Source organism: Massilioclostridium coli, assembly GCF_900095865.1.
Taxonomy (GTDB): domain Bacteria; phylum Bacillota; class Clostridia; order Oscillospirales; family Ruminococcaceae; genus Massilioclostridium; species Massilioclostridium facile.
In genome coordinates, this window is record NZ_FMIZ01000006.1 from 652,747 (window position 1) to 672,253 (window position 19,507).

The 19,507-nt window shown below is 38.3% G+C and carries 15 protein-coding genes; 8 read left to right on the forward strand and 7 right to left on the reverse strand.

The genetic code is table 11. The annotated features are described in order from the left end of the window. Nucleotides 1-79: 79 nt before the first annotated feature. The 6 genes from BQ2683_RS05070 to BQ2683_RS05095 all read left to right on the forward strand — a co-directional run bounded on the left by BQ2683_RS05070 (nt 80) and on the right by BQ2683_RS05095 (nt 6,618). Nucleotides 80-1,204 carry an ABC transporter ATP-binding protein gene (locus BQ2683_RS05070; RefSeq protein WP_069987747.1) on the forward strand — a complete coding sequence of 375 codons (1,125 nt, stop codon included), beginning with the start codon at nt 80-82 and terminating at the stop codon, nt 1,202-1,204. Beyond that, nucleotides 1,204-1,908: an ABC transporter permease gene (locus BQ2683_RS05075; RefSeq protein WP_069987749.1), complete on the forward strand. Its 705-nt coding sequence runs from the start codon at nt 1,204-1,206 to the stop codon at nt 1,906-1,908. The genes BQ2683_RS05070 and BQ2683_RS05075 overlap by 1 nt, the downstream gene beginning before the upstream one ends. Before the next feature lie 10 nt (nt 1,909-1,918). Next, a complete protein-coding gene (locus tag BQ2683_RS05080; RefSeq protein WP_069987751.1) occupies nt 1,919-3,355 on the forward strand; it encodes a GldG family protein in 1,437 nt (478 codons plus the stop codon). 4 nt (nt 3,356-3,359) lie between these two features. Further along, nucleotides 3,360-4,442 carry a DUF4340 domain-containing protein gene (locus BQ2683_RS05085; protein WP_069987753.1) on the forward strand — a complete coding sequence of 361 codons (1,083 nt, stop codon included), beginning with the start codon at nt 3,360-3,362 and terminating at the stop codon, nt 4,440-4,442. A 244-nt stretch (nt 4,443-4,686) separates the two neighbouring features. Next, complete coding sequence (locus BQ2683_RS05090) at nt 4,687-5,139, forward strand: GNAT family N-acetyltransferase (RefSeq protein WP_338061262.1); 453 nt, start codon at nt 4,687-4,689, stop codon at nt 5,137-5,139. A 390-nt stretch (nt 5,140-5,529) separates the two neighbouring features. Next, complete coding sequence (locus tag BQ2683_RS05095) at nt 5,530-6,618, forward strand: transglutaminase-like domain-containing protein (RefSeq protein WP_069987755.1); 1,089 nt, start codon at nt 5,530-5,532, stop codon at nt 6,616-6,618. Between the two features lie 752 nt (nt 6,619-7,370). Here the strand turns inward: BQ2683_RS05095 and BQ2683_RS05100 are convergent. The 5 genes from BQ2683_RS05100 to BQ2683_RS05120 all read right to left on the reverse strand — a co-directional run bounded on the left by BQ2683_RS05100 (nt 7,371) and on the right by BQ2683_RS05120 (nt 10,773). After that, complete coding sequence (locus tag BQ2683_RS05100) at nt 7,371-7,622, reverse strand: hypothetical protein (protein ID WP_069987756.1); 252 nt, start codon at nt 7,620-7,622, stop codon at nt 7,371-7,373. Then, complete coding sequence (locus BQ2683_RS05105; protein WP_069987758.1) at nt 7,615-8,139, reverse strand: hypothetical protein; 525 nt, start codon at nt 8,137-8,139, stop codon at nt 7,615-7,617. The genes BQ2683_RS05100 and BQ2683_RS05105 overlap by 8 nt, the downstream gene beginning before the upstream one ends. A 61-nt stretch (nt 8,140-8,200) precedes the next feature. Further along, on the reverse strand, nt 8,201-8,668 hold the full coding sequence (locus BQ2683_RS05110; protein WP_069987760.1) for a hypothetical protein: 468 nt from the start codon (nt 8,666-8,668) through the stop codon (nt 8,201-8,203). Between the two features lie 168 nt (nt 8,669-8,836). After that, nucleotides 8,837-10,462 carry a chaperonin GroEL gene (gene groL / locus BQ2683_RS05115; RefSeq protein ID WP_069987762.1) on the reverse strand — a complete coding sequence of 542 codons (1,626 nt, stop codon included), beginning with the start codon at nt 10,460-10,462 and terminating at the stop codon, nt 8,837-8,839. 26 nt (nt 10,463-10,488) lie between these two features. Continuing rightward, nucleotides 10,489-10,773 (reverse strand): co-chaperone GroES, encoded by a 285-nt coding sequence (locus tag BQ2683_RS05120; RefSeq protein ID WP_069987764.1) that lies wholly within the window; start codon nt 10,771-10,773, stop codon nt 10,489-10,491. A gap of 349 nt (nt 10,774-11,122) precedes the next feature. Between BQ2683_RS05120 and BQ2683_RS13365 the strand changes: the two genes are divergently transcribed. Then, a complete protein-coding gene (locus tag BQ2683_RS13365; protein WP_159427355.1) occupies nt 11,123-11,290 on the forward strand; it encodes a hypothetical protein in 168 nt (55 codons plus the stop codon). A gap of 268 nt (nt 11,291-11,558) precedes the next feature. Next, nucleotides 11,559-12,098, forward strand: coding sequence for a YcxB family protein (locus tag BQ2683_RS05125; RefSeq protein WP_069987766.1), 540 nt, complete (start codon nt 11,559-11,561; stop codon nt 12,096-12,098). Nucleotides 12,099-12,380: 282 nt separating this feature from the next. Here BQ2683_RS05125 and BQ2683_RS05130 read toward each other — a convergent pair whose 3' ends face one another. Both BQ2683_RS05130 and BQ2683_RS05140 read right to left on the reverse strand, forming a co-directional pair. After that, nucleotides 12,381-17,504, reverse strand: coding sequence for a family 78 glycoside hydrolase catalytic domain (locus tag BQ2683_RS05130; protein WP_069987768.1), 5,124 nt, complete (start codon nt 17,502-17,504; stop codon nt 12,381-12,383). A 1,380-nt stretch (nt 17,505-18,884) separates the two neighbouring features. Further along, nucleotides 18,885-19,319: a zinc ribbon domain-containing protein gene (locus BQ2683_RS05140; RefSeq protein ID WP_069987772.1), complete on the reverse strand. Its 435-nt coding sequence runs from the start codon at nt 19,317-19,319 to the stop codon at nt 18,885-18,887. Nucleotides 19,320-19,507: the final 188 nt, after the last annotated feature.

A 19,507-nucleotide genomic window follows, 5' to 3' on the forward strand; every position in this document is an offset into this window, starting at 1 on the left:
CCGCCCCTGCTTTTGCAACAAAACAGCAGAACAGGCTGGAAACGGTCTGGGGAAGATTTGGACAATAGGAGGTCGCACGATGATTCAAGTAGAGCATCTCACCAAACGCTACGGCTCCCGTAAGGCTGTACGGGATATCAGCTTTGAAGTAAAACAGGGTGAGATTTTGGGGTTCCTTGGGCCAAACGGTGCAGGGAAATCTACCACAATGAATATATTGACCGGTTACCTCTCCTCTACGTCGGGGAAAGTAACCATCAATGGATTGGACATACAGGAACAGCCAAACCAGGCCAAAAAAACAATTGGATACCTGCCAGAACAGCCGCCACTTTATCCAAATATGACGGTTCTGGAATATTTAGAGTTTGTATATAACCTGAAAAAAATCAATTTAGGTGGAAAAGGAAAGCAAAAAAAAGAAAAAAAATTCCAACATATCCTGGAAGTCTGCCAAAGAGTACAGCTTGACCAGGTAATGGACCGGTTGATTTCCAACCTTTCTAAAGGGTATAAGCAAAGGGTTGGGTTAGCGCAGGCAATGCTGGGGAATCCAGAAGTTTTAATTCTGGATGAACCTACTGTGGGATTGGACCCAAAACAGATTATTGAAATCCGCAGCTTAATCCAGCAGTTAGGCGAAACCCATACGATTATTCTTTCTTCCCATATTTTATCCGAGATTCAAGCGGTTTGTAATCGTATCATCATTATTAACCAAGGAACGATTGTGGCGGATGACACCGCCGACCATCTTACCCAAGCATTAAACGAAGAAAAAGAATATATTATCCGGGTAGCTGGTGAAGAACAACAGGTTTTACAGGTACTTCAATCCCTAGACCATATGCGGGAAATCCTTTCCTGTGGCAGCAAAGAAGAGGGGACTTGTGACTTTATCCTCCATCCAGAAACCGGAACAGAAATCCGTTTTGCTCTATTCCATCTATTAGCGGAACACAACCTTCCATTGTTGGAATTAAAGGATAACGCCCTAACCTTGGAAGAAGTTTTCTTAAAACTGATTGCCCAACAGCCTCCGATTTCAGAAGAGGATGAGGATAAAAGCGCAGTGGAAGAACAGCAAGATGACCAGGTTCCACAAGAAGGGGATATGGTTTTGGAAGATACAGAACAAAACACCTCTGTGGAAGAACCTGAACTGGAAAATATGGAAGAAAAACAAGATGGGGGTGAGCAGTAATGGGGGCAATTTTTAAAAAAGAAATAAGAGGTTACTTTTCCTCTGCTTTAGCATACGTCTTTTTAGGGGTATTTTTCTTTTTCTCCGGCTTTTATTTCTTTGCCGGTGTCCTTTATCCAAACTCAGCGGACATCAGCCCAGTATTTGAATCCATGTTTTTAATTATTATGCTGCTTGTCCCAATCTTAACCATGCGTCTATTTAGTGAGGAATTTCGTGCAAAAACCGACCAGTTGCTGCTCACTAGCCCAGTAGGAATCCACAGTATGGTGTATGGCAAATTTTTTGCTGCTTATCTGGTATTTGCCATTGGTTCCGCCATCACAATTATCTACGCCCTGATTATGGCGATTTTTGCCCCGCTGGATTGGAACAGTATGGTGGGGAATATTCTAGGACTGCTTTTGTTGGGAGGAGCCTTAATCTCCATGGGGTTGTTCATTTCTTCCCTAACCCAAAGCCAAGTCATTGCCGCGGTGGGTTCCTTTGGCTTAATCCTGGTATTTATGTACATGGATACATTTGCGAGCTTGATTCCAATTGACTGGTTAAACAGTCTGCTTTCCCAGCTTTCCTTTATGGGGAAATACCGCAACTTTGTAGGCGGGCTAATTAATATTTCGGACATTTTGTATTTCATCAGCGTAGTTTTGGTATTTAACTTTTTGACCGCACGCACGCTGGAGAAAAAACGCTGGAGCTGAGGTGATTGCCATGAAGATAAAGAAACTATTGCAAAATAAAAAATTCAAACATGGCTCGTTGGCAACAGCGATTACCGCCATTTTTATTGCCATTATTGTGGTAGTGAATATTGTGGTAGCCCTGTTAATCGACCGTTTTGATTGGAAAATCGACTTAACTGCTAACCAGATTTACCAGGTAACAGACCAAACGGAAGAATACTTAAAAAATTATAACGAAAAAGTCACCATTTATGTATTAGAAGAGGAAGAAACGTTTAAAACCTATTCTGACCTTTACACTCAAGCATACTATATTATTGAAAAATTTGCTTCCTTAAATTCCAACATCACTACTGAATATATCAACCTGACAGAACACCCCGATTTTGCTACTAATTACCCGGATGTGGAATTGGTCAATGGGGATTTGCTTCTAGTGGGGGAAAACGGACGGTACCAGGCATTGACTGGAGACGACCTGTTTACCCAATCCTATTCCGACGATTACCAAACCTCTGAGGTTCTTTCTATGGCAGAACAGTCAATTGATTCCGCCCTGGCGTATATTGTAGGGGAAGACCCAGTGAATGTGGCAATGATTTCCGGTCATGAAGAAATTGACTTATCCTCCATCCAGGATGTATTTGAAAAAAGTAACTACAATTTTAATTCGGTTAGCCTGCTAACAGGCACCATTCCGGATGATACTGATATGGTGCTTATCGCATGCCCATCAGTGGATTATACGGCAGATGAAATTGCAAAATTAGTTTCGTTTTTAGACAATAACGGTCAATTAGGAAAAACCGTAACCTATTTTGGAAGTGCATCTCAAGGGACACTTCCAAACCTAGAAGCCTTCCTATCTAAATGGGGAATTCAGGTACAGGACGGCGCTATCCATGAACTGGATTCCAATATGATTTACCAAAACTCATTAACTCCATTTACTACAGTAAATGCCAACGATTACACATCCAATATGCCAAATACTAGCACCAACATCCTAACCCCATACCTAAAACCAATGCAGGAAGGAAAAGCGGATAGCGGTATCACCGTTACCACCTTGGCCACAACCAGTGAAACCTGTGTCCGTCAGCCAGCTGACGCAGACGCGAATTGGCAGCCTACCAACGATGAGCTGCAATCCTATGCGGTTGCCTTAGCTGCAAAGAAAACTTCTGGTGAAAATAGTTCGCAAGTCATTGCGTATGCCTCTGTGGATATGCTGGCGTTCTTATCCGAACCAGTTGTCAATAATGGCGATTTTGTATTAGCTACTTTTAACGCTGCCGCAAACCGTGAAAATACCATACAGATTACTCCAAAAAGTCTAACTGCCAGCACCTTGGGGATCTCCTCTTTCCAGGGATGGTTGCTGTTGATTTTATTTGTCATTATTGTCCCTGTTGCTGTCCTAATAACGGGCTTAGCTGTATGGATGCGTAGGAGGCACCGTTAAGCCTATGAGAAGCAAACGCCAATTTTTACTTATTGCAGTTGCGATCCTGCTGGTTTTAACTGGATTAATGACTTGGCTTCTTCTATCCAGCCCAAAAGAACAGTCGGCTTCTTCCACCGGTTCTACTGACACTTCCTTGATGATGCTACAAACAGATCAAGATGTTTCCTCGATAGATATTTCCAATCCTTCTGGCAGTTATTCCATCCTTCCTGCAGACGATACCACAGAGGAGGACCCCAAATGGAAGATTGATTCCCTCCAGGACGCACCCCAATACCAATCCAAATACAACGACCTTGTGGAAGTAATGAAAGAACTGGAAGCAGTACAAAAACTAGAGAATGTAGAAGAACTCTCTGTTTATGGTTTAGACCAGCCAACCAAAGGGACTGCACACTATACAGATGGTACCACGAAAACAATTTTAGTGGGGAATGCAGCACCAGGTGATTTAAACTACTATTGTAAGCTGGAAGATCAGGACGATATCTATTTAGTTTCTGGTACTACAGCAGAAAAATTTTTACGTAACACCTTAGACTATGTAGATTTAAGTTTAACCAGTACAGTGGAAACCACCACCTATACTACATCTTCTTCAGAGGATACTAGTTCTTCCACAACAAGTTCTACTCTTAATATTTCCAATATTACAATCCAGAGGAAAGACCTTGCTTCTCCTGTTGTATTTACCAACCAGGATAATCAGCTTGTCCAAAATGGGGAACCAGTGGATGACGTCCTTTCCAGTCAATTGGAATCCGCGATTTCCAGCATTACCGCTTCCAGTACAGTGGCAGTGTCCTCAACCTCTGCCCAACGATCTGAATATGGTTTTGACGACCCGAAAGCAACTGTTTCCTATACCGTAAGTGGAACAACTTATTCCTTTACGATCGGAAATGGCTTAACGGAAGCAGAGTTGCCAGAACAGGAAACCGATGAAGATTCCCATTCCAGCAGCAATACCAGCTCTTCCTCGATTACTCCAATTAAAGCCTATTATGTAATGATGGAAGGCAGGGACGTTGTTTATATCGTAAGTAAAGATTCTCTCCCTTGGTTGACAATGGATTTGCAATAAAAAGTGAACATTAAAAACGGTATCGTTTCAAACGATGCCGTTTTTATTTTTGCAAAATGCAGTAATTTATTATATGATACTAACAATCATAAAAGAAAGGGCGATTAGTAATGAATGTGCTATTACCAGAGATAGAAACTGAACGGCTTATCTTACGGAAATTTACGCAAAACGACCTGGAACCCCTATTCCTTATCTTAAGTGACAAACTAACACTTATCTTCCATGGTTTCCTGTTCAAACAATAGAAGAAACACAAAGCTTTTTACAGCATTATCAAGAAGAATATCAGCAGACACTAGGGCATCAATATGCGGTTTGTTTTAAAAAAGACAACCTGCCTATTGGATATGTCCATCTTAGCTATAACGACAGTTATGATCTTGGCTACGGTTTGCGGCATGATTTTTGGCGCATGGGTATTACAACAGAAGCTTGTCTTGCAATAATAGAACAATTGCGCAAAATAGGATTTTCCTATATCACTGCCACACACGACCGCAACAATCCGCGCAGTGGGGAAGTAATGAAAAAAATCGGTATGACATACCGGTATTCCTATGAAGAACAGTGGCAGCCAAAAGACAAGTTAGTGGTATTCCGTATGTACCAGCTCAATTTTGATGGGCAAAATAGTAGAGTTTATCAAAAATATTGGAACCAGTCTAAACAACATTTTATAGAATCCTTTTTGTAAAAACAGAAATTAGGTTTCCGTTTGCTTTTACATATCCACAGTTTTTGATTGGGCTTTGATTCCAAAAATGATTTCAAAAAAGTTACAAAATATTTATAGGCTGTCACTTTTTCCGCCAAAATAGCGCATACTATCACTAATCCTAGTCGTTCGTATATGTTGCTATTCACTAAATTAGCCCTTTCAATTTATATATTCTGCTACAAATTATGGAATATCTTATAAAAATCGACATTCCGTCTTTACAAAATGCTAAAAACAAAGTATAATTGTAATCAAATTGTAATAATTACTGTAGTGGTTTAGTTCCAGTTTTATTTTGTTTATTCACTATCTTTCTTTGTTCCACCAGTAAGTTACAAAAAATGATGATGGAGATAAAATGTTACGATGAGACCTTCTGAAGCACATAAAAAAATAAAATTTCAGATTATGAGTATCCTATTAGTAAGTGCCTTTTCGGTAATGGCATGTAGTTTATGGATGATTAACACCCAAGCATTGGATACTGAACAGGCTAGTACTCAAGTGGCTTCTATTTTAGAACCAACCAAACAGCTTGCAAAAAAACTGGATAAAGAGTTGGCCACAAAAATAGAACAAATAAAACAGCAGGCAGCACAGGAAGCAGCAGAACAGCAGGCAGCGGAGCAGGCGGCTGCGGCACAAGCGGCAGCAGAGGCAGAAGCAGCCGCGCAACAGGCAGCGGCTCAACAAGCTGCTGAACAACAGCAAGCAGCATTCCAATGGAATGAATCCCCTTATTCCGCTACGATGTATTTAACAGAAAACTGTAACCAAAGGGTGGAACCACGGGTATCTTCCGCTTCGAATGGTATTTTGAAAAAAGGTACTGCTGTTCAGGTAGTAGCTAAAACAGACCTGAACTTTATGAAACTGGAAAATGGCAATTTTATTTCTGCTGATTATCTTACAGCTCAAGCACCTGTAGTCAGCAATACGCCATCTAGTGGTAGTTCCAGCGCAATTGGTTCTACTGGCTATACCCAATTAGATAACTTAATTAATGGAATTTTTGCTCAAATCTTTACTCCAGGAATGAGCGACGCCGATAAAATTAAAGCTTGCTATAACTATTTAATCGACCATACTGATTATGCGAGAGGGACACCAATGCCAGGTGGATTTGGCGATACTAGTGTAGAAGGAAGCAATAACTATGTTGCTTCTGCCGCATATGGTTGTTTAACAACAGGAAAAGGTTCCTGTAACCGTTATAGCGCTGCATTTATTGCCATGATGCGCTGCTTAGGATACCAAGCAAATTATATTATGGGACAAACCCATTACGCCAATGGTTCAATGGACGACCACGTTTGGGCAGAAGTTATAATTGGTGGAACTCCATATATCTTTGATCCACAAGTAGAGGACAATATGCGTGCTCGTGGAGAAGGGGACGGATATTCCCGCTATTGGAAAACCTATAGCCAATTAGCTGGAAAATATGTAAAATAATCGCTTCCAATAAAATTTAAAATAGTTAGACAGGTACAGTAAAATTACTGTACCTGTCTTTTATAATATAAAATTTCTGCTAGTACCGTGGTAGTTAATGATAAAAATTTATGTAGTATTAATTATGGCAGTTGCTTCTACTTAGTAAGGTTATCCTTTTAAGAATAAATCTTCTTAATGAAAAATGGATGAATTGTTGTTTTCTGTTGATAAATGATATGATTTTCAAACTCAATATAGGATAAAATTTACCCTACATTTGTATCAGATGGTAAGGAAAAATATAGACCTTACAGTGGTACCATCCCATATTATGTTTTATATGAGGTATTAACACAATACTTGTATTCTCTTGATTTAGATTATCAATTTTATTGATAGGAATATTTTTTCAACAAAACCATTTCTTTGATATTATCCACCTTGTTTCAACAATAAAAGATTCGTTTTTATTCTACATAACTATCTGAATTTCCGTTTTATTTTCAACAAACATTTCTGCTTTCGTTGAAAACCAATTTTCAAACAAATCGATTACTTTTCTTATTTTTCCTTTTTATAAAATTTAGAATAACCCGTAATCATCAAAATAGATATAAAAAAGGATACTATCAGATTGGAGCGTTTTTTCTGTTCTATGGTTCACCTGTTTTGTTTTCTTATTCAAATTCCATTTTAATATATCTTATTCCCATTAAAACATCTATATAGCAAAAATCAATTGCGGATTATTATACCGCAATTGATTTTATTTAGACATTAAATTTTAAATTTTGGAAAAACAATAGGGATACTGTCCCCGATATAGCCATGATGGCCAATGCAACAGCAATCTCCTGATCCCTTGTATTAGGGGAAGGCTCTACCGGAAGATTCTCATTTTCTTGCGGTAAAGAAAAATATAGCTTGGTTTGTGGAACTTCAGCCGCTTTTATAGACACAGCACCTGCAAAAACACTTACCATAAGACTGATAAGCAGCGTGATACAAATCCGCTTAAGCAAGGTCTACCAACTCAATTCCATAAGTAATACTACCAGTGTAAGTAACGCCTTTTTTAATGGAAGAACTTCCAGTTAAAATAGGGGTTGCTGTTAGGGTTGCTGTTCCATCTTGTGTAAAGGAAGCTACTTCTACTCCAACCACTTCATCTTTTTGCCCAGTTGTTTCAATGACAGTACCATCTTCTTTTGTAAAAGTGTAACGAAGGGTAGCGTTACTTCCGGTTTCGGTTTTACCCTGTAATGTCATTTGATTGCGGAATTGATCAGTCCCTGCAATAGTTACGGAAATTTTTTGGTTATCCAGGTTTGCAACATCTTCCGCTATAATATCAAAAGCGGTACCCTGTTCTTCCATTGTCAAGGTTTCAGGGATTGTTACCGTATAAGTTGGATCATTTTTGTATTCAAATGTGATTGCGGTAGATGGAGCCTCTCTTTCCTCTGGTGCAGCAAATGCTGTTGTTGCCATAGGGATAGAAATTGCAAAGGTTAATAATACAGCTACCATTTTTTTCATTTTAATTTCCTCCTAAATGTAAAGTAAAATATATAGCAACGCTTATGCGTGTACTCAAAATTTACTGTACTACCAAAGTAGTTTTGACATCCCCACTATTCAGGGAATTTCCATCTTGGTCATATGCTTTCACTAAAATGTGCATTTTATAATTCCCAGCGGTAAACGGATTTTTTAAACTGATTTCAGTTACCGCTTTGCCTGGTTCCACCAGTCCAGTCTGATAAAAAGGCTCATCTCCTTCAATGGACAGTTCAAATACAAAATTACAGGTATTCTCCTCAGGATTGTATAAGGTGATTGGTACATCTTTTTCCCCAGCGGCAAAACAAATTGTCCCATATCCAGGAATTTGTATCCCTTGTTCTTCTGTTGTCTGAATAGAGGTAGTTGGTTCCCATGCAGAGGCGTTGGAATCCAACTGTAACCCTGATTGGCTTTGCCTCAAAATTGGGACGGCAATACAAACACCAACGATGAGAAGAACTATTATTATGATTAAAATCCATCTCCATTTATTTTTGCTCAACTTACGCCACCCCATTTTGATTGATTGTTTTTATAATACAGTTTGTTTGTAAAATCTGTTATCATCTGGAAGTAAAATCCAATTTTTTTAATTCTATTGCAAGTAAAAAAATCCTCAGTATCTTTTACAATACTGAGGATTTTCATCCATTATATTCTGATCAGGGAATTAATACATTCCGCCACCCATTGGTGCAGCTGGAGCTGCTGGGGTTTCTTCTTTGATATCAGTTACAAGGCTTTCGGTTGTCAGAACCATGGAAGCAACGGAAGCAGCGTTTTGCAGTGCGCTTCTGGTTACTTTCGCAGGGTCAACAATACCAGCTTTGATCATATCGCCATAGCTTTCGTTGGCTGCGTTGTAGCCGTAGTTTTTCTCATTTGCGTTGAGGATTTTATCTACAATAACAGAGCCTTCTACACCAGCGTTTGTAGCGATCTGACGAACTGGAGCTTCCAATGCTTTCAGTACAATCTGTACACCAGTTTTTTCGTCCCCATGGGTATTTTCTAACAGTGCAGCTACTGCTGGGATTACTTCCAATAACGCAGTACCACCGCCAGCTACAATACCTTCTTCTACAGCAGCTTTTGTTGCGGAAAGTGCGTCTTCAATGCGCAGTTTTTGTTCTTTCATTTCTACTTCTGTTGCAGCACCAACTTTAATTACAGCAACGCCGCCAGCCAATTTTGCCAATCTTTCCTGTAATTTTTCACGGTCAAAATCAGAAGTAGTTTCTTCAATCTGTGCTCTAATCTGTGCAACTCTTGCTTTGATAGCTTCGCTGTCGCCAAAGCCGTCAACAATAGTAGTATTTTCTTTTGTTACTTTTACCTGATGAGCATGGCCCAGCATATCCATTGTAGCATCTTTCAGTTCCAAACCAACTTCTTCACTGATTACAGTACCACCTGTCAGGATTGCGATATCTTGCAGCATTTCTTTTCTTCTATCGCCAAAGCCTGGAGCTTTTACAGCAACAACAGTAAAAGTACCTCTTAATCTATTAACAATCAGAGTAGAAAGAGCTTCACCCTCTACATCTTCTGCAATAATCACCAGTTTTTTACCGGATTGTACGATTTGTTCCAACAGTGGTAACAGGTCTTGGATTACGCTGATTTTTTTATCTGTAATCAACAGATAAGCGTCATCCAGAATAGCTTCCATTTTATCGGTATCGGTTACCATGTAAGGGGTAATATAGCCTCTGTCAAACTGCATCCCTTCTACAACATCACTGTAGGTTTCAGCAGTTTTGGATTCTTCAATGGTAATAACCCCGTCAGCAGTTACTTTTTCCATTGCTTCCGCAATCAATTTTCCAACAAATTCATTGTCAGCAGATACAGTCGCAACACGAGCAATATCATCTGTGCCTTCGATTTGTTTCGCGTTTTCTTTGATGGAAGCTACAGCAGCATCAACCGCTTTTTGGATGCCACGTTTTACTGCCATTGGGTTAGCGCCAGCAGCTACGTTTTTCATACCTTCGTGAACCAGTGCTTGAGCCAACAGAGTAGCGGTTGTAGTACCATCGCCAGCAGCGTCGTTGGTTTTCACAGCAACTTCTTTTACCAGCTGTGCGCCCATGTTTTCAAATTCGTCTTCCAGTTCAATTTCTTTTGCGATGGTAACGCCATCGTTTGTAATCAATGGGGAACCGAATTTTTTATCCAATACCACATTGCGACCTTTTGGTCCCAATGTAATTTTTACAGTGTCTGCTAATTTATCAATACCAGTTTGAAGAGCTTTTCTTGCTTCTTCACCATAAACAATTTTTTTCGCCATAATGAAATTCCTCCAAATCTAATTGATTATTCTACAATTGCCAAAACGTCTTCCTGGCGGAGAATGGTATATTCCTGGCCATCCATTTTTACTTCTGTGCCAGCATATTTGCTAATTAAAACTTTATCGCCAACTTTAAGTTCCATTTTAATTTCTTTGCCATCTACAACGCCGCCTGGGCCAACTGCTACAATTTCAGCAACCTGAGGTTTTTCTTTTGCAGAACCTGTTAAGATAATACCACTTTTTGTGGTTTCTTCAGCTTCTACCATTTTAATGACAACCCTATCTGCAAGAGGTTTAATGTTCATTGATAATTCCTCCTAAAGAAATGATTTTGTTTTAGCACTCTTTCTATTTGAGTGCTAAATCTATTATTTATTTTACTGATTATTTATGAAAAATCAAGCAAAAAATGATGAACAAAATATTTTTAGCAAAATAGATGATTTGTCCTATATTTATCCCTTATATTTATATGTTATATACAAATATTTCCTTGTGTTTTCAGCAAATATTGCAAAAGAATTGTGGTAAACTATCCCTATTGCCCTACGAAAAGATTCGGTTATATCGAATTAGCACTCTTTTTTATCCAATTTTTCATAGTATAAGGGTAAGGTGCAATTGATTGTAAGCAAAGATAGGAGGTGACGCGTCGTGAATACCAAACAGGTAAGACAATATCCCGTACCGCCATTTCACCAACCAAAAACTGTGGAACAAAAGCAAAATCCACAAATGAGTTTGGAACAATGGCGCAACGTACCCGGGGATATTGATGATTTTATTTTCTGCCAACAGGAATTCCATAAAAGCGAGAAATAATGAGTTTACATCCAAAAAGAAAGCCTTCCTAAATTCGTGGAAGGCTTTCTTTTTATAGAAATCTCTGTGATATCCATTTGATTTTACTTTAATAAAGCCCTATTGTCCTATCTTACAAATTGTAACCTGTTATTTTATCATAAATATGAATATTCATTTTTATCACCATATGATATAATCATATTAAATTAAGGGGTTTATCTGGATTTATTGTTACTTTATCAAACCATAAGCGAAAGGAACCATGATAAAAAAGGAGATGGATAAAATGGATTTTCAATTTTATATTACCGAGGAAGATTATCTGGCATTTAACCAATATTCTCTGTTAAATAGTACAGCAGGAAAACGTTCATTATTAATTTATCGGTTATGTCTTCCAGCTATTTTTTTATTGCTGGTTTTATTTTCTATTATGATGGATGAGGATCTATGGTTTATTTTCGTTCAAATTATATTATCTATTATTTTTTCTTTTCTTTTTATTTTATTTTCCAAACGCATACTGCTCAATTCGGTCAAAGGAACTGTTAAAAATTATAAAAAAGATGGAAAGCTGCCTTATCCTGAAACAGGAAAAGTGATTTTTGGGGAAGAGGGAATCACGGAAATCACCACGGATATGGAAAATAGAAAGAATTATTCACAGATTGAGAAAGTTTGTGTCACCAGCAAAGGTCTTTATTTGTTTTTCAATTGTTCAGAGGCATGTATCCTTACAGATTCCTGTTTTTCAAGCCAGGAGGAGAAAGAACAGCTGCTATCATTCCTACATAACAAAATAGATCCATCCCGCTTTTTCTATTAATCGTTTCTTTCGTTAATACCACTAGTGGCTTACACAGTTCTTTTCTCAATAAGGAATTGTAACATTTCACTAGGAAACGAATCAACTCAATATTATTTTATTATCAAAATTTTTTGTATGTATTTTATTTTTTTGCAAATTAAAATTTAATATTTTTCTTGCTGTTCCGTCCATTCTTTTTTTGATATAATTGGCTGATTATTTCTACATCAAAAGATACCATATAGAAAAAGGCTTCCGAATCATTCGGAAGCCTTTTTGTGTAGTTAAAAAATCTTAACCTTATTTTTTACGTTTTTTTGTAATTCCAACTGCTACTGCGGATGCTGCCAACAAGCCAATTACTGCTGCTGGAACTGCTACATCTCCAGTTTTTGCGGCATTTGCTTTTGTAGTAGTTGTTTCCTGTCCTGCCTGTGTAGCATTGTTTTCGGTAGATGGTGTTTGAACTTCTGTTCCATCTATTGCTACCAAGCCATCCATTGCTGCTTTTACAGCATTTGCTGCCGCATCTACATCTTCTTGGGTTGCGTTGTCATCAGCCATCACATCATTTGCTTTTGCCAAAGCTGTTGTCAACACACTATAAGATTCTGATGTATACGCATTTGCATCCATGCCGTTTGCTGTTGCGATCATTTCTTCCAGGATGGATTTATCCGCTTTGAGACGTAAGTTTAACATTGTATTGAGCAGGTTATCTTCCGCTGTTTGGATTTCTGCTTCCATCGCATTATCCTTATCTGCAATTAAATCCTGAGCTGCTTTCAAAGCTTCTTTAAATTCTGCCTGGCCTGCTTCTACATATTTACTCAAGTCAAAGCCTTCTGCCACACTTACCAGGGTCTCCAAAGAAGTAATGTCGCCTTTTACAAAGCCTAATTTATGGATTTCAGTCATTAATGCCTGCCATGCTGCATCAACTTCTTTCTGTGTTGCAGTAGTATTGTCACGTACTGCAATAGCGTTATCTAGCGCTGCGGTAAAGGATGCTTGTACGTCTGCAATGACATTGTTAAATTCGTCAGAATCTTTTTGTTGTTGAGCGTAATCAATTACAGTATTTAAGATACCTTTATTCGCTTCTACATTTTTCTGGAATACAAATTCACGTGTTCCACCGCCTACTGTTACCAGTTGTTCAGTTTCTGTGAAAGTACTTGTTCCAGAGTTTCCGTTTTTATCTACAAATTGCCCACCTTCGATTTTTGGCAGTACAACGGTAGCTTCAACGTTGGTTGGTACCGTTACTTTTAAGGTGTAGTCTTCACCACTACCGGAATATGCTACTTCTACAAAACCACGTTCCGTTGCAAAGCGACCTTCCGCATGGTCAAGGATATCCCTTGCAGGGTCAATAGTAACTGTTTTTGCACCAGCTTCTGTTACAGTAACACCTAAAATGTTTTCTAGCATTTCCGCACCAGCAGCTGCACCCCAACCATGGGACTGGCTCTCGCCATGTTGCCATTGTTCCCAAGTAAAGGTTGCGTCATATTGGTCAATCAATTGCGCCCAACCATAATCTTCGGTATTCGTCAACAGTTTTAGTGCTGCATCAGCACGTCCATTATCAAACAATGCCTGTACTAAGATATCAGCTGTCATTGGACCTTGTTTCATACCCATGGAAGCTACATAGTCTACCATGCTATCAATTTTATCTTCTGGTGCAATACCAAATGCCAATGCGTAAGAAGTAGAATGTTGCCCATTATGGGTACTCTGTGTACCATCGGACATCAAACCGTCACAGTAAACACCGTCTTCTGTGATCAATTTTTCATTCATGGTCTTTTTCAGGTTTTCCGCACGAGTAGTATAATCCTGAACTTCTGCTGCATCTTTGCCTAATTCTTGAGCGACATCCGCAACAACATCAAATACACGTACTGAAAGTGCGTTTACTGTTGTTCTAGCAGCAGCCTTCATATCATAATTAAATCTACCTGGAGCTGGCCAGTCTACAATACCATATTTATATTGACCGCTTCCTCCTGGTAAATTGGTTACCAAACCAGCTGTTGCACCCTCAGTTGCAATTGCCCTTGTCGCGTAATCCGCTGTATTTTGGAGATACGGGTACGCAACTTCTAACAATTCGCGGTCGCCGGTTTGCATATAGTATCTCCAAATCCAAATTGGCACATTTAAACTGAAATCAGGGATATCCCTTTTATTATCTACGTTTGGATATACAGAGTTATAACGTCCCAGATCATCGCCAGAATTCCAGTAGCGGTTCGCAGAATCAAAGAACTGCATAATTGCTTTTCTGGAAGTTGCTCTTTCATACAAGCTTGTGGTAGTAATTGCACTGATATTAACAGAGTCTTGTAAGAACTGGCCTTTTTCACGGGTTGGTGTATCTACAAACTGGTTTTGTGCGGAGTACAGAGCGGAATCTTTCATTAACTGGTAAACCTGATTGAGCATCTCATCCGATGTTATCAGAGTAGAATCACGGTCTTCTGGTACTTCCTGATACAAAATCGTTGCTGTAATATCATCTTTGGTAAATGTCTGACCTACATTTGGAATCTGTAGATAACGGAATGCTAAATGATCCCAAGTATTGTAGGTTTGTGCTCCATCTTTTTGTGTATAGATAAAGTTCATGTTTGTGTTTTGGGAAGAACTTCCACTTGTATTGACTTTTCCATCATCTTTTAATTCATAGCCAGTGATCAATGTTAATTTTTGTCCGGCTTTGCCATTCGCAAAATTAACAGAGAACCGTGCTGGAATAACCCGTCCAAAGTCTACAATAGTTGTGCCGTCTTCCAATGTTGTGATGGTTTCCGGTTGTACGGTTTCTTCTGTAACATGTCCTAATTCTGATTGTACATTAGTAAACGGATCAGTTGGATGTTCTCCTAATACATAAACATTCTGCCAAGAAGAATCGTCAAATCCTACTTCGGAGTAATTATCAATTGCTTTTCTAGCATCGTATTCTTCTACAAAATCACCTTCGCCATTACGTTTTGTAGATCCGGACAATGGAGCATCTTCCGCTACCCAATCCTCTCCAGTAGAGATAGTTTGGTAACTTCCATCGTTGTAGTAAACAACAATTTCACCCAACAAACCTGGTTTTCCTGCTGCGCGTCCTTGGCCACCACTGTACCAGCGGTCCAAAACGCCAATGGAAATAGTATCGTCATCGCCTAATGCTTCGGTAATATCCCAACCTTGATAATGGGTTTCATCAGAATAGTCAAAGGATTGTCCACGGCCAATTCTTGTTCCGTTGATGGATAATTCATAATCATGAGCAGAAGCCATATAGGCAAGAGCTTTTACAGGTTCTTTGCCTTCTTCCAATTTTTCTTCTTTTCGGGCGTACCAATACATGTTGGAACCAGTTGCTGGAACAGTATCCCCATTCCATTGGGACATTCCATTGTCAAATTTATCTTCTAACAGGATAGTTCCATCCGCACCTGTTACTTTTACTTCACTAAATTTACCAACTTCTGTTCCAGTGGTGCTTTCTCGGAAACCGATAGTACCTTTTGAATAGGTGGAATCTGTTGTGGTATCCACCAGTGTTCCATTGATATAGGTTTTAAAGGTATCGCCATTTACATCAATTGTAACACGGTAAGCTTGACCTTCTTTAATATCGTATTTAATTGGGTCTTTTAAGGCAGTAAATTTGCCATTTTCCTGTACATGAACTTTTAATCCAGTACCAGGGACAATCTGCCACATGTACCCGCTATCTTTGTCTGTCGCGCGGAACATGATACCCGCAGCAGTTTTTTCCGCAATCACACGCATGGAAACGGTATAGTTATCCCAATCGGTTCCAGTTTTTGCTAGGATAACCCCATTGGTGTTACAGTTCGCCCAGTTGTAGCCATCTACCTGACTCATCACCGTGGTATTGCTCCAACCGTCAAAACCTTTACTGAAATCAGTAGAGAGATAGGTTTGCGTATTATCATTTGTGGTGATTGTAGTAGCTGGTTTTCCATCGCTTGTAATATAATTATCTAAGTTTTGAAAATCTTCTACCATCAATTCGCTGCCATCTGCGCCCGTTACTTTAATATTTTTAAAGGTACCACCTTCCGCATTGGTATTACGGAAACCAAATGTACCTTTGGTAGAAGTATTTTTCTCATCCACATAAGTATCAAACAGTTCGCCTTCAATATAAGTTTTAATGGTATTGCCTTTTACTTCAATGGTAATATGATAATAAGTATCTGCTTTGAAAGAGTAGGAAACTGCCCCATCTCCATCAATTTTATTGAATTTACCATTCGTCATGGTATGGCGAGCAAGTCCCTTTTTCTTACGGGTAAATTGCCACATATATCCTGTTTTAAAATCACTGCTGGAACGGAGCATAACCGCTGTAGCATCATCACTTGTGTTGTTGATCTGCATATCAAAATCTAGGGTATAGTCAGTCCAGTCATAGCCTTGATTATTTAAAATAACCTGTTTATCGCTACTTTTTCCACCAACTACTTTTATACTTTCGATCTGTTTGGATATAGACTGAGCAGATAATTTTTGGAAATTACCAACTTGCCCTTCTTCTTCATAGAAACCAACACTACCTGTGGCAAAAATATCATCTGTGGTAACATCTACCTGTATACCGTCAATACTGGTAGTAATGGTATTGCCATTGGCAACAATATTCATGGAATAATAAGCGTTTTCCATAATATCCATTTCTACAGTGCCCAGGTCTTTTTTCTCGCCATTTACCAAAGCGGTTTTTGTTAAACCTTTCCCTGGTACCAATGACCAAATGTAAGCGTTATTGCTGTCTGCTGCACGGAACGCTACCCCTGCAGCACCTTTCTCCGCGTTCACATCTACATTCAAATTATAGTTTGCCCAGCCTGTCCCTGCACTGTACATGGTTAACCCACCACCTTGTACATGGGCAGCAGTGCCAGAAGATTCGATGGTAACAGGAGTACCTGGCTTTTGAATCCAGCTTGCATTCCAGTCTTCATCCGATAAACCAGTAGCAAAAGATGCTGGTTCACTGGTGCCTTTTAATCCGGTAGAATCCCAAGTAGTTACCGTCCAGCTATATGGATGAGCTGGATCCAATTCTGGACCTGCATAAGGAATATTGGATTGTTCGGAAGATTCTACTTTATTAGAATCCCAAACAACCTCATCTGTTAGGTCATCTTTTACAATAATCTGGTATGCAGTTTGTACATCGTCCAGGTCAGCATCCTGGTTCCACCAGCTAAAAGTAGGTGCTTCCACATTTAGTGGCTTTTCCAATTCATTGGTTAATAAGCCATATGGCATTGGTGCGTTGACGCCATCTTGAGCATTTGCTGGCGCTACCAAAACAGTACTTAACATTGCAGCGCTTAACAGCAATGCTGACATGCGTTTTACGCCTTTTTTCATAAACATTTTAACAAGTTCCTCCTTCTCTCACGTTCAAATTAGACTTTTTATAGTCAACACTACTCTTTTCTCTTTCCGCCCCCTTTAACAAACGAAATGTATACTTTTTCGTTCGGTTAAACTTAGATAAAAAAACCCCTCTAAAGCAGGGGAGAAAACTTATTTTTTGACTGAATGATAAAGTATACCCAATATATGCACAGCTACATATAAAGCAATTTTATTATAGCACGATCAATTTTTGATTTCAAACTCAATAATTAACAAATTTAATTTTTAAAAAATAGAAAGTTTTCACAAAAACCGTAAACAGTTGTATTGTTTGCCCGTTTAAATTCAAACAGAAAATTACCACTTTGATAAAGTTTTATCTTGGTATACGCTTGTAAGAAATATGCATTATTTTGCGTAATTCATCCAATTGTCTTTTTAACAACAAAAAATGCTTTAAACCCAAGCAGGTTCAAAGCATTTTTTGGTACATTGATTTCGAAATCATTAGAGAGATACTATGTTGATGGATACAATAAAAATAAAATTATAAAGTCGAATCGTAAAATAAAAACTGATTTGTTTGTTGTAGTGATGCAGCATTTGGTTGGTTTTCCAACCATTTTACAAAATAAACCAGATTGAATATTCGCTATCTTCGTGCCTATGAATTTCGTAAGGAAATGATACCTAACTTCCAGTATTTTATTGCCCAATGTAAGATGTAACCGCCTTTACTGCCCCTAGTAACCGCTAACATCTTGTACTGTTTTCAAGGAATGGACGATTCCTTGTCAAGGTTATTTCTCTAATCTCTCATTCACATTCTCAATGCCATGGTTCATCTTTAGTTGATTCTCTCAGAGCTAAGGATCAATGTTTCTTTCTTCCGGATCGGAAGATATTAGGTAATGTTGCCTCCGCAATGTTACCTGTATTTTGTTTGAAACAATTCATCGATTTTGTCAATTTCATGTTTCTCTCTTCTCTTTTGATAGAACACTTTTTATCTTTTTTTCGAAACAAAAAGTATTCTCTTTTTTCTTTTTCTATTCTCCGTTACTTACAAAAACAACGTGATAAATCCTTTTGTAAGCAACAACCTTATTATACAACAAAACATTAATAAACACAAAGGTCATAATAAACGAAGATAATCCTAAAATTTAGTGAATCCACCAATGGTTTTTAACAATTTTATTGATTAAATATTGTTTTAACAAATAACATTTAATATTATTATTCAATATATATTTATAGACAATACATTTAACTAAAAAAATAAAATCTTTTTTTTAATTTCGTTTTTATATTAAAATACAAAAAATGAATATCATATACAATTGTATACAAAAATACCCCTTGTTTTTTATACAACAAGGGGATTTTTGTTTATTACCAGAACAAACCAGAAATAATCCAATCTGGAATCATAGCATTTTCATATAAAATCATTCCAACTCGAACCAATGTGGCAACCAAGGAAATCGAAATTCCGGCAACCGCTAAACCTTTTAGATGCTTACCAAAACATCCAATTAATGAAGTAATCAGCCCCAATGGCAATAAAATAATAGCGAAGGTAAACAGACCAATAATAGAGCAGATAAAACCGATAATGGCACATACATCACACCAGTTGTAACCTTCCCTTTGTGGGATAGCAACAGGAGGCATTACATTTGGTACTGGTGGAGGCGCCACTGGTTGCTGATATTCCGTTGTGTAGGAACTGGAAATCTCAATATCCTCATCCAACCGTTCCCCACAGGCCTTACAGAAGGTAAATTCGTCATTATTGGGTGTATTACAATGTGGGCATACTTTCATATTAAAAACCCCTTTCTGCTACTTTTTCTTCTCATAATAAAATTTAACTGTTTAACTTTATCATAACAGAAAACCACCTATGAGTTATCACATAACTATGAAATTTTTATTTCATTTATCCAACAAAATAAGGCAAGGAATAGCAACTGCCACAATTTATTTTTCTCCAATTTTTTCTAGAAACTCAT

What these genes read in the sequence shown, in the direction of transcription:
- BQ2683_RS05070 (WP_069987747.1), top strand. Translation starts at nt 80, where the DNA reads ATGATTCAAGTAGAGCATCTCACCAAACGCTACGGCTCCCGTAAGGCT.
- BQ2683_RS05075 (WP_069987749.1), top strand. Translation starts at nt 1,204, where the DNA reads ATGGGGGCAATTTTTAAAAAAGAAATAAGAGGTTACTTTTCCTCTGCT.
- BQ2683_RS05080 (WP_069987751.1), top strand. Translation starts at nt 1,919, where the DNA reads ATGAAGATAAAGAAACTATTGCAAAATAAAAAATTCAAACATGGCTCG.
- BQ2683_RS05085 (WP_069987753.1), top strand. Translation starts at nt 3,360, where the DNA reads ATGAGAAGCAAACGCCAATTTTTACTTATTGCAGTTGCGATCCTGCTG.
- BQ2683_RS05095 (WP_069987755.1), top strand. Translation starts at nt 5,530, where the DNA reads ATGAGACCTTCTGAAGCACATAAAAAAATAAAATTTCAGATTATGAGT.
- BQ2683_RS05105 (WP_069987758.1), bottom strand. Translation starts at nt 8,139, where the DNA reads ATGAAAAAAATGGTAGCTGTATTATTAACCTTTGCAATTTCTATCCCT.
- groL (WP_069987762.1), bottom strand. Translation starts at nt 10,462, where the DNA reads ATGGCGAAAAAAATTGTTTATGGTGAAGAAGCAAGAAAAGCTCTTCAA.
- BQ2683_RS05120 (WP_069987764.1), bottom strand. Translation starts at nt 10,773, where the DNA reads ATGAACATTAAACCTCTTGCAGATAGGGTTGTCATTAAAATGGTAGAA.
- BQ2683_RS05125 (WP_069987766.1), top strand. Translation starts at nt 11,559, where the DNA reads ATGGATTTTCAATTTTATATTACCGAGGAAGATTATCTGGCATTTAAC.
- BQ2683_RS05130 (WP_069987768.1), bottom strand. Translation starts at nt 17,504, where the DNA reads ATGTTTATGAAAAAAGGCGTAAAACGCATGTCAGCATTGCTGTTAAGC.
- BQ2683_RS05140 (WP_069987772.1), bottom strand. Translation starts at nt 19,319, where the DNA reads ATGAAAGTATGCCCACATTGTAATACACCCAATAATGACGAATTTACC.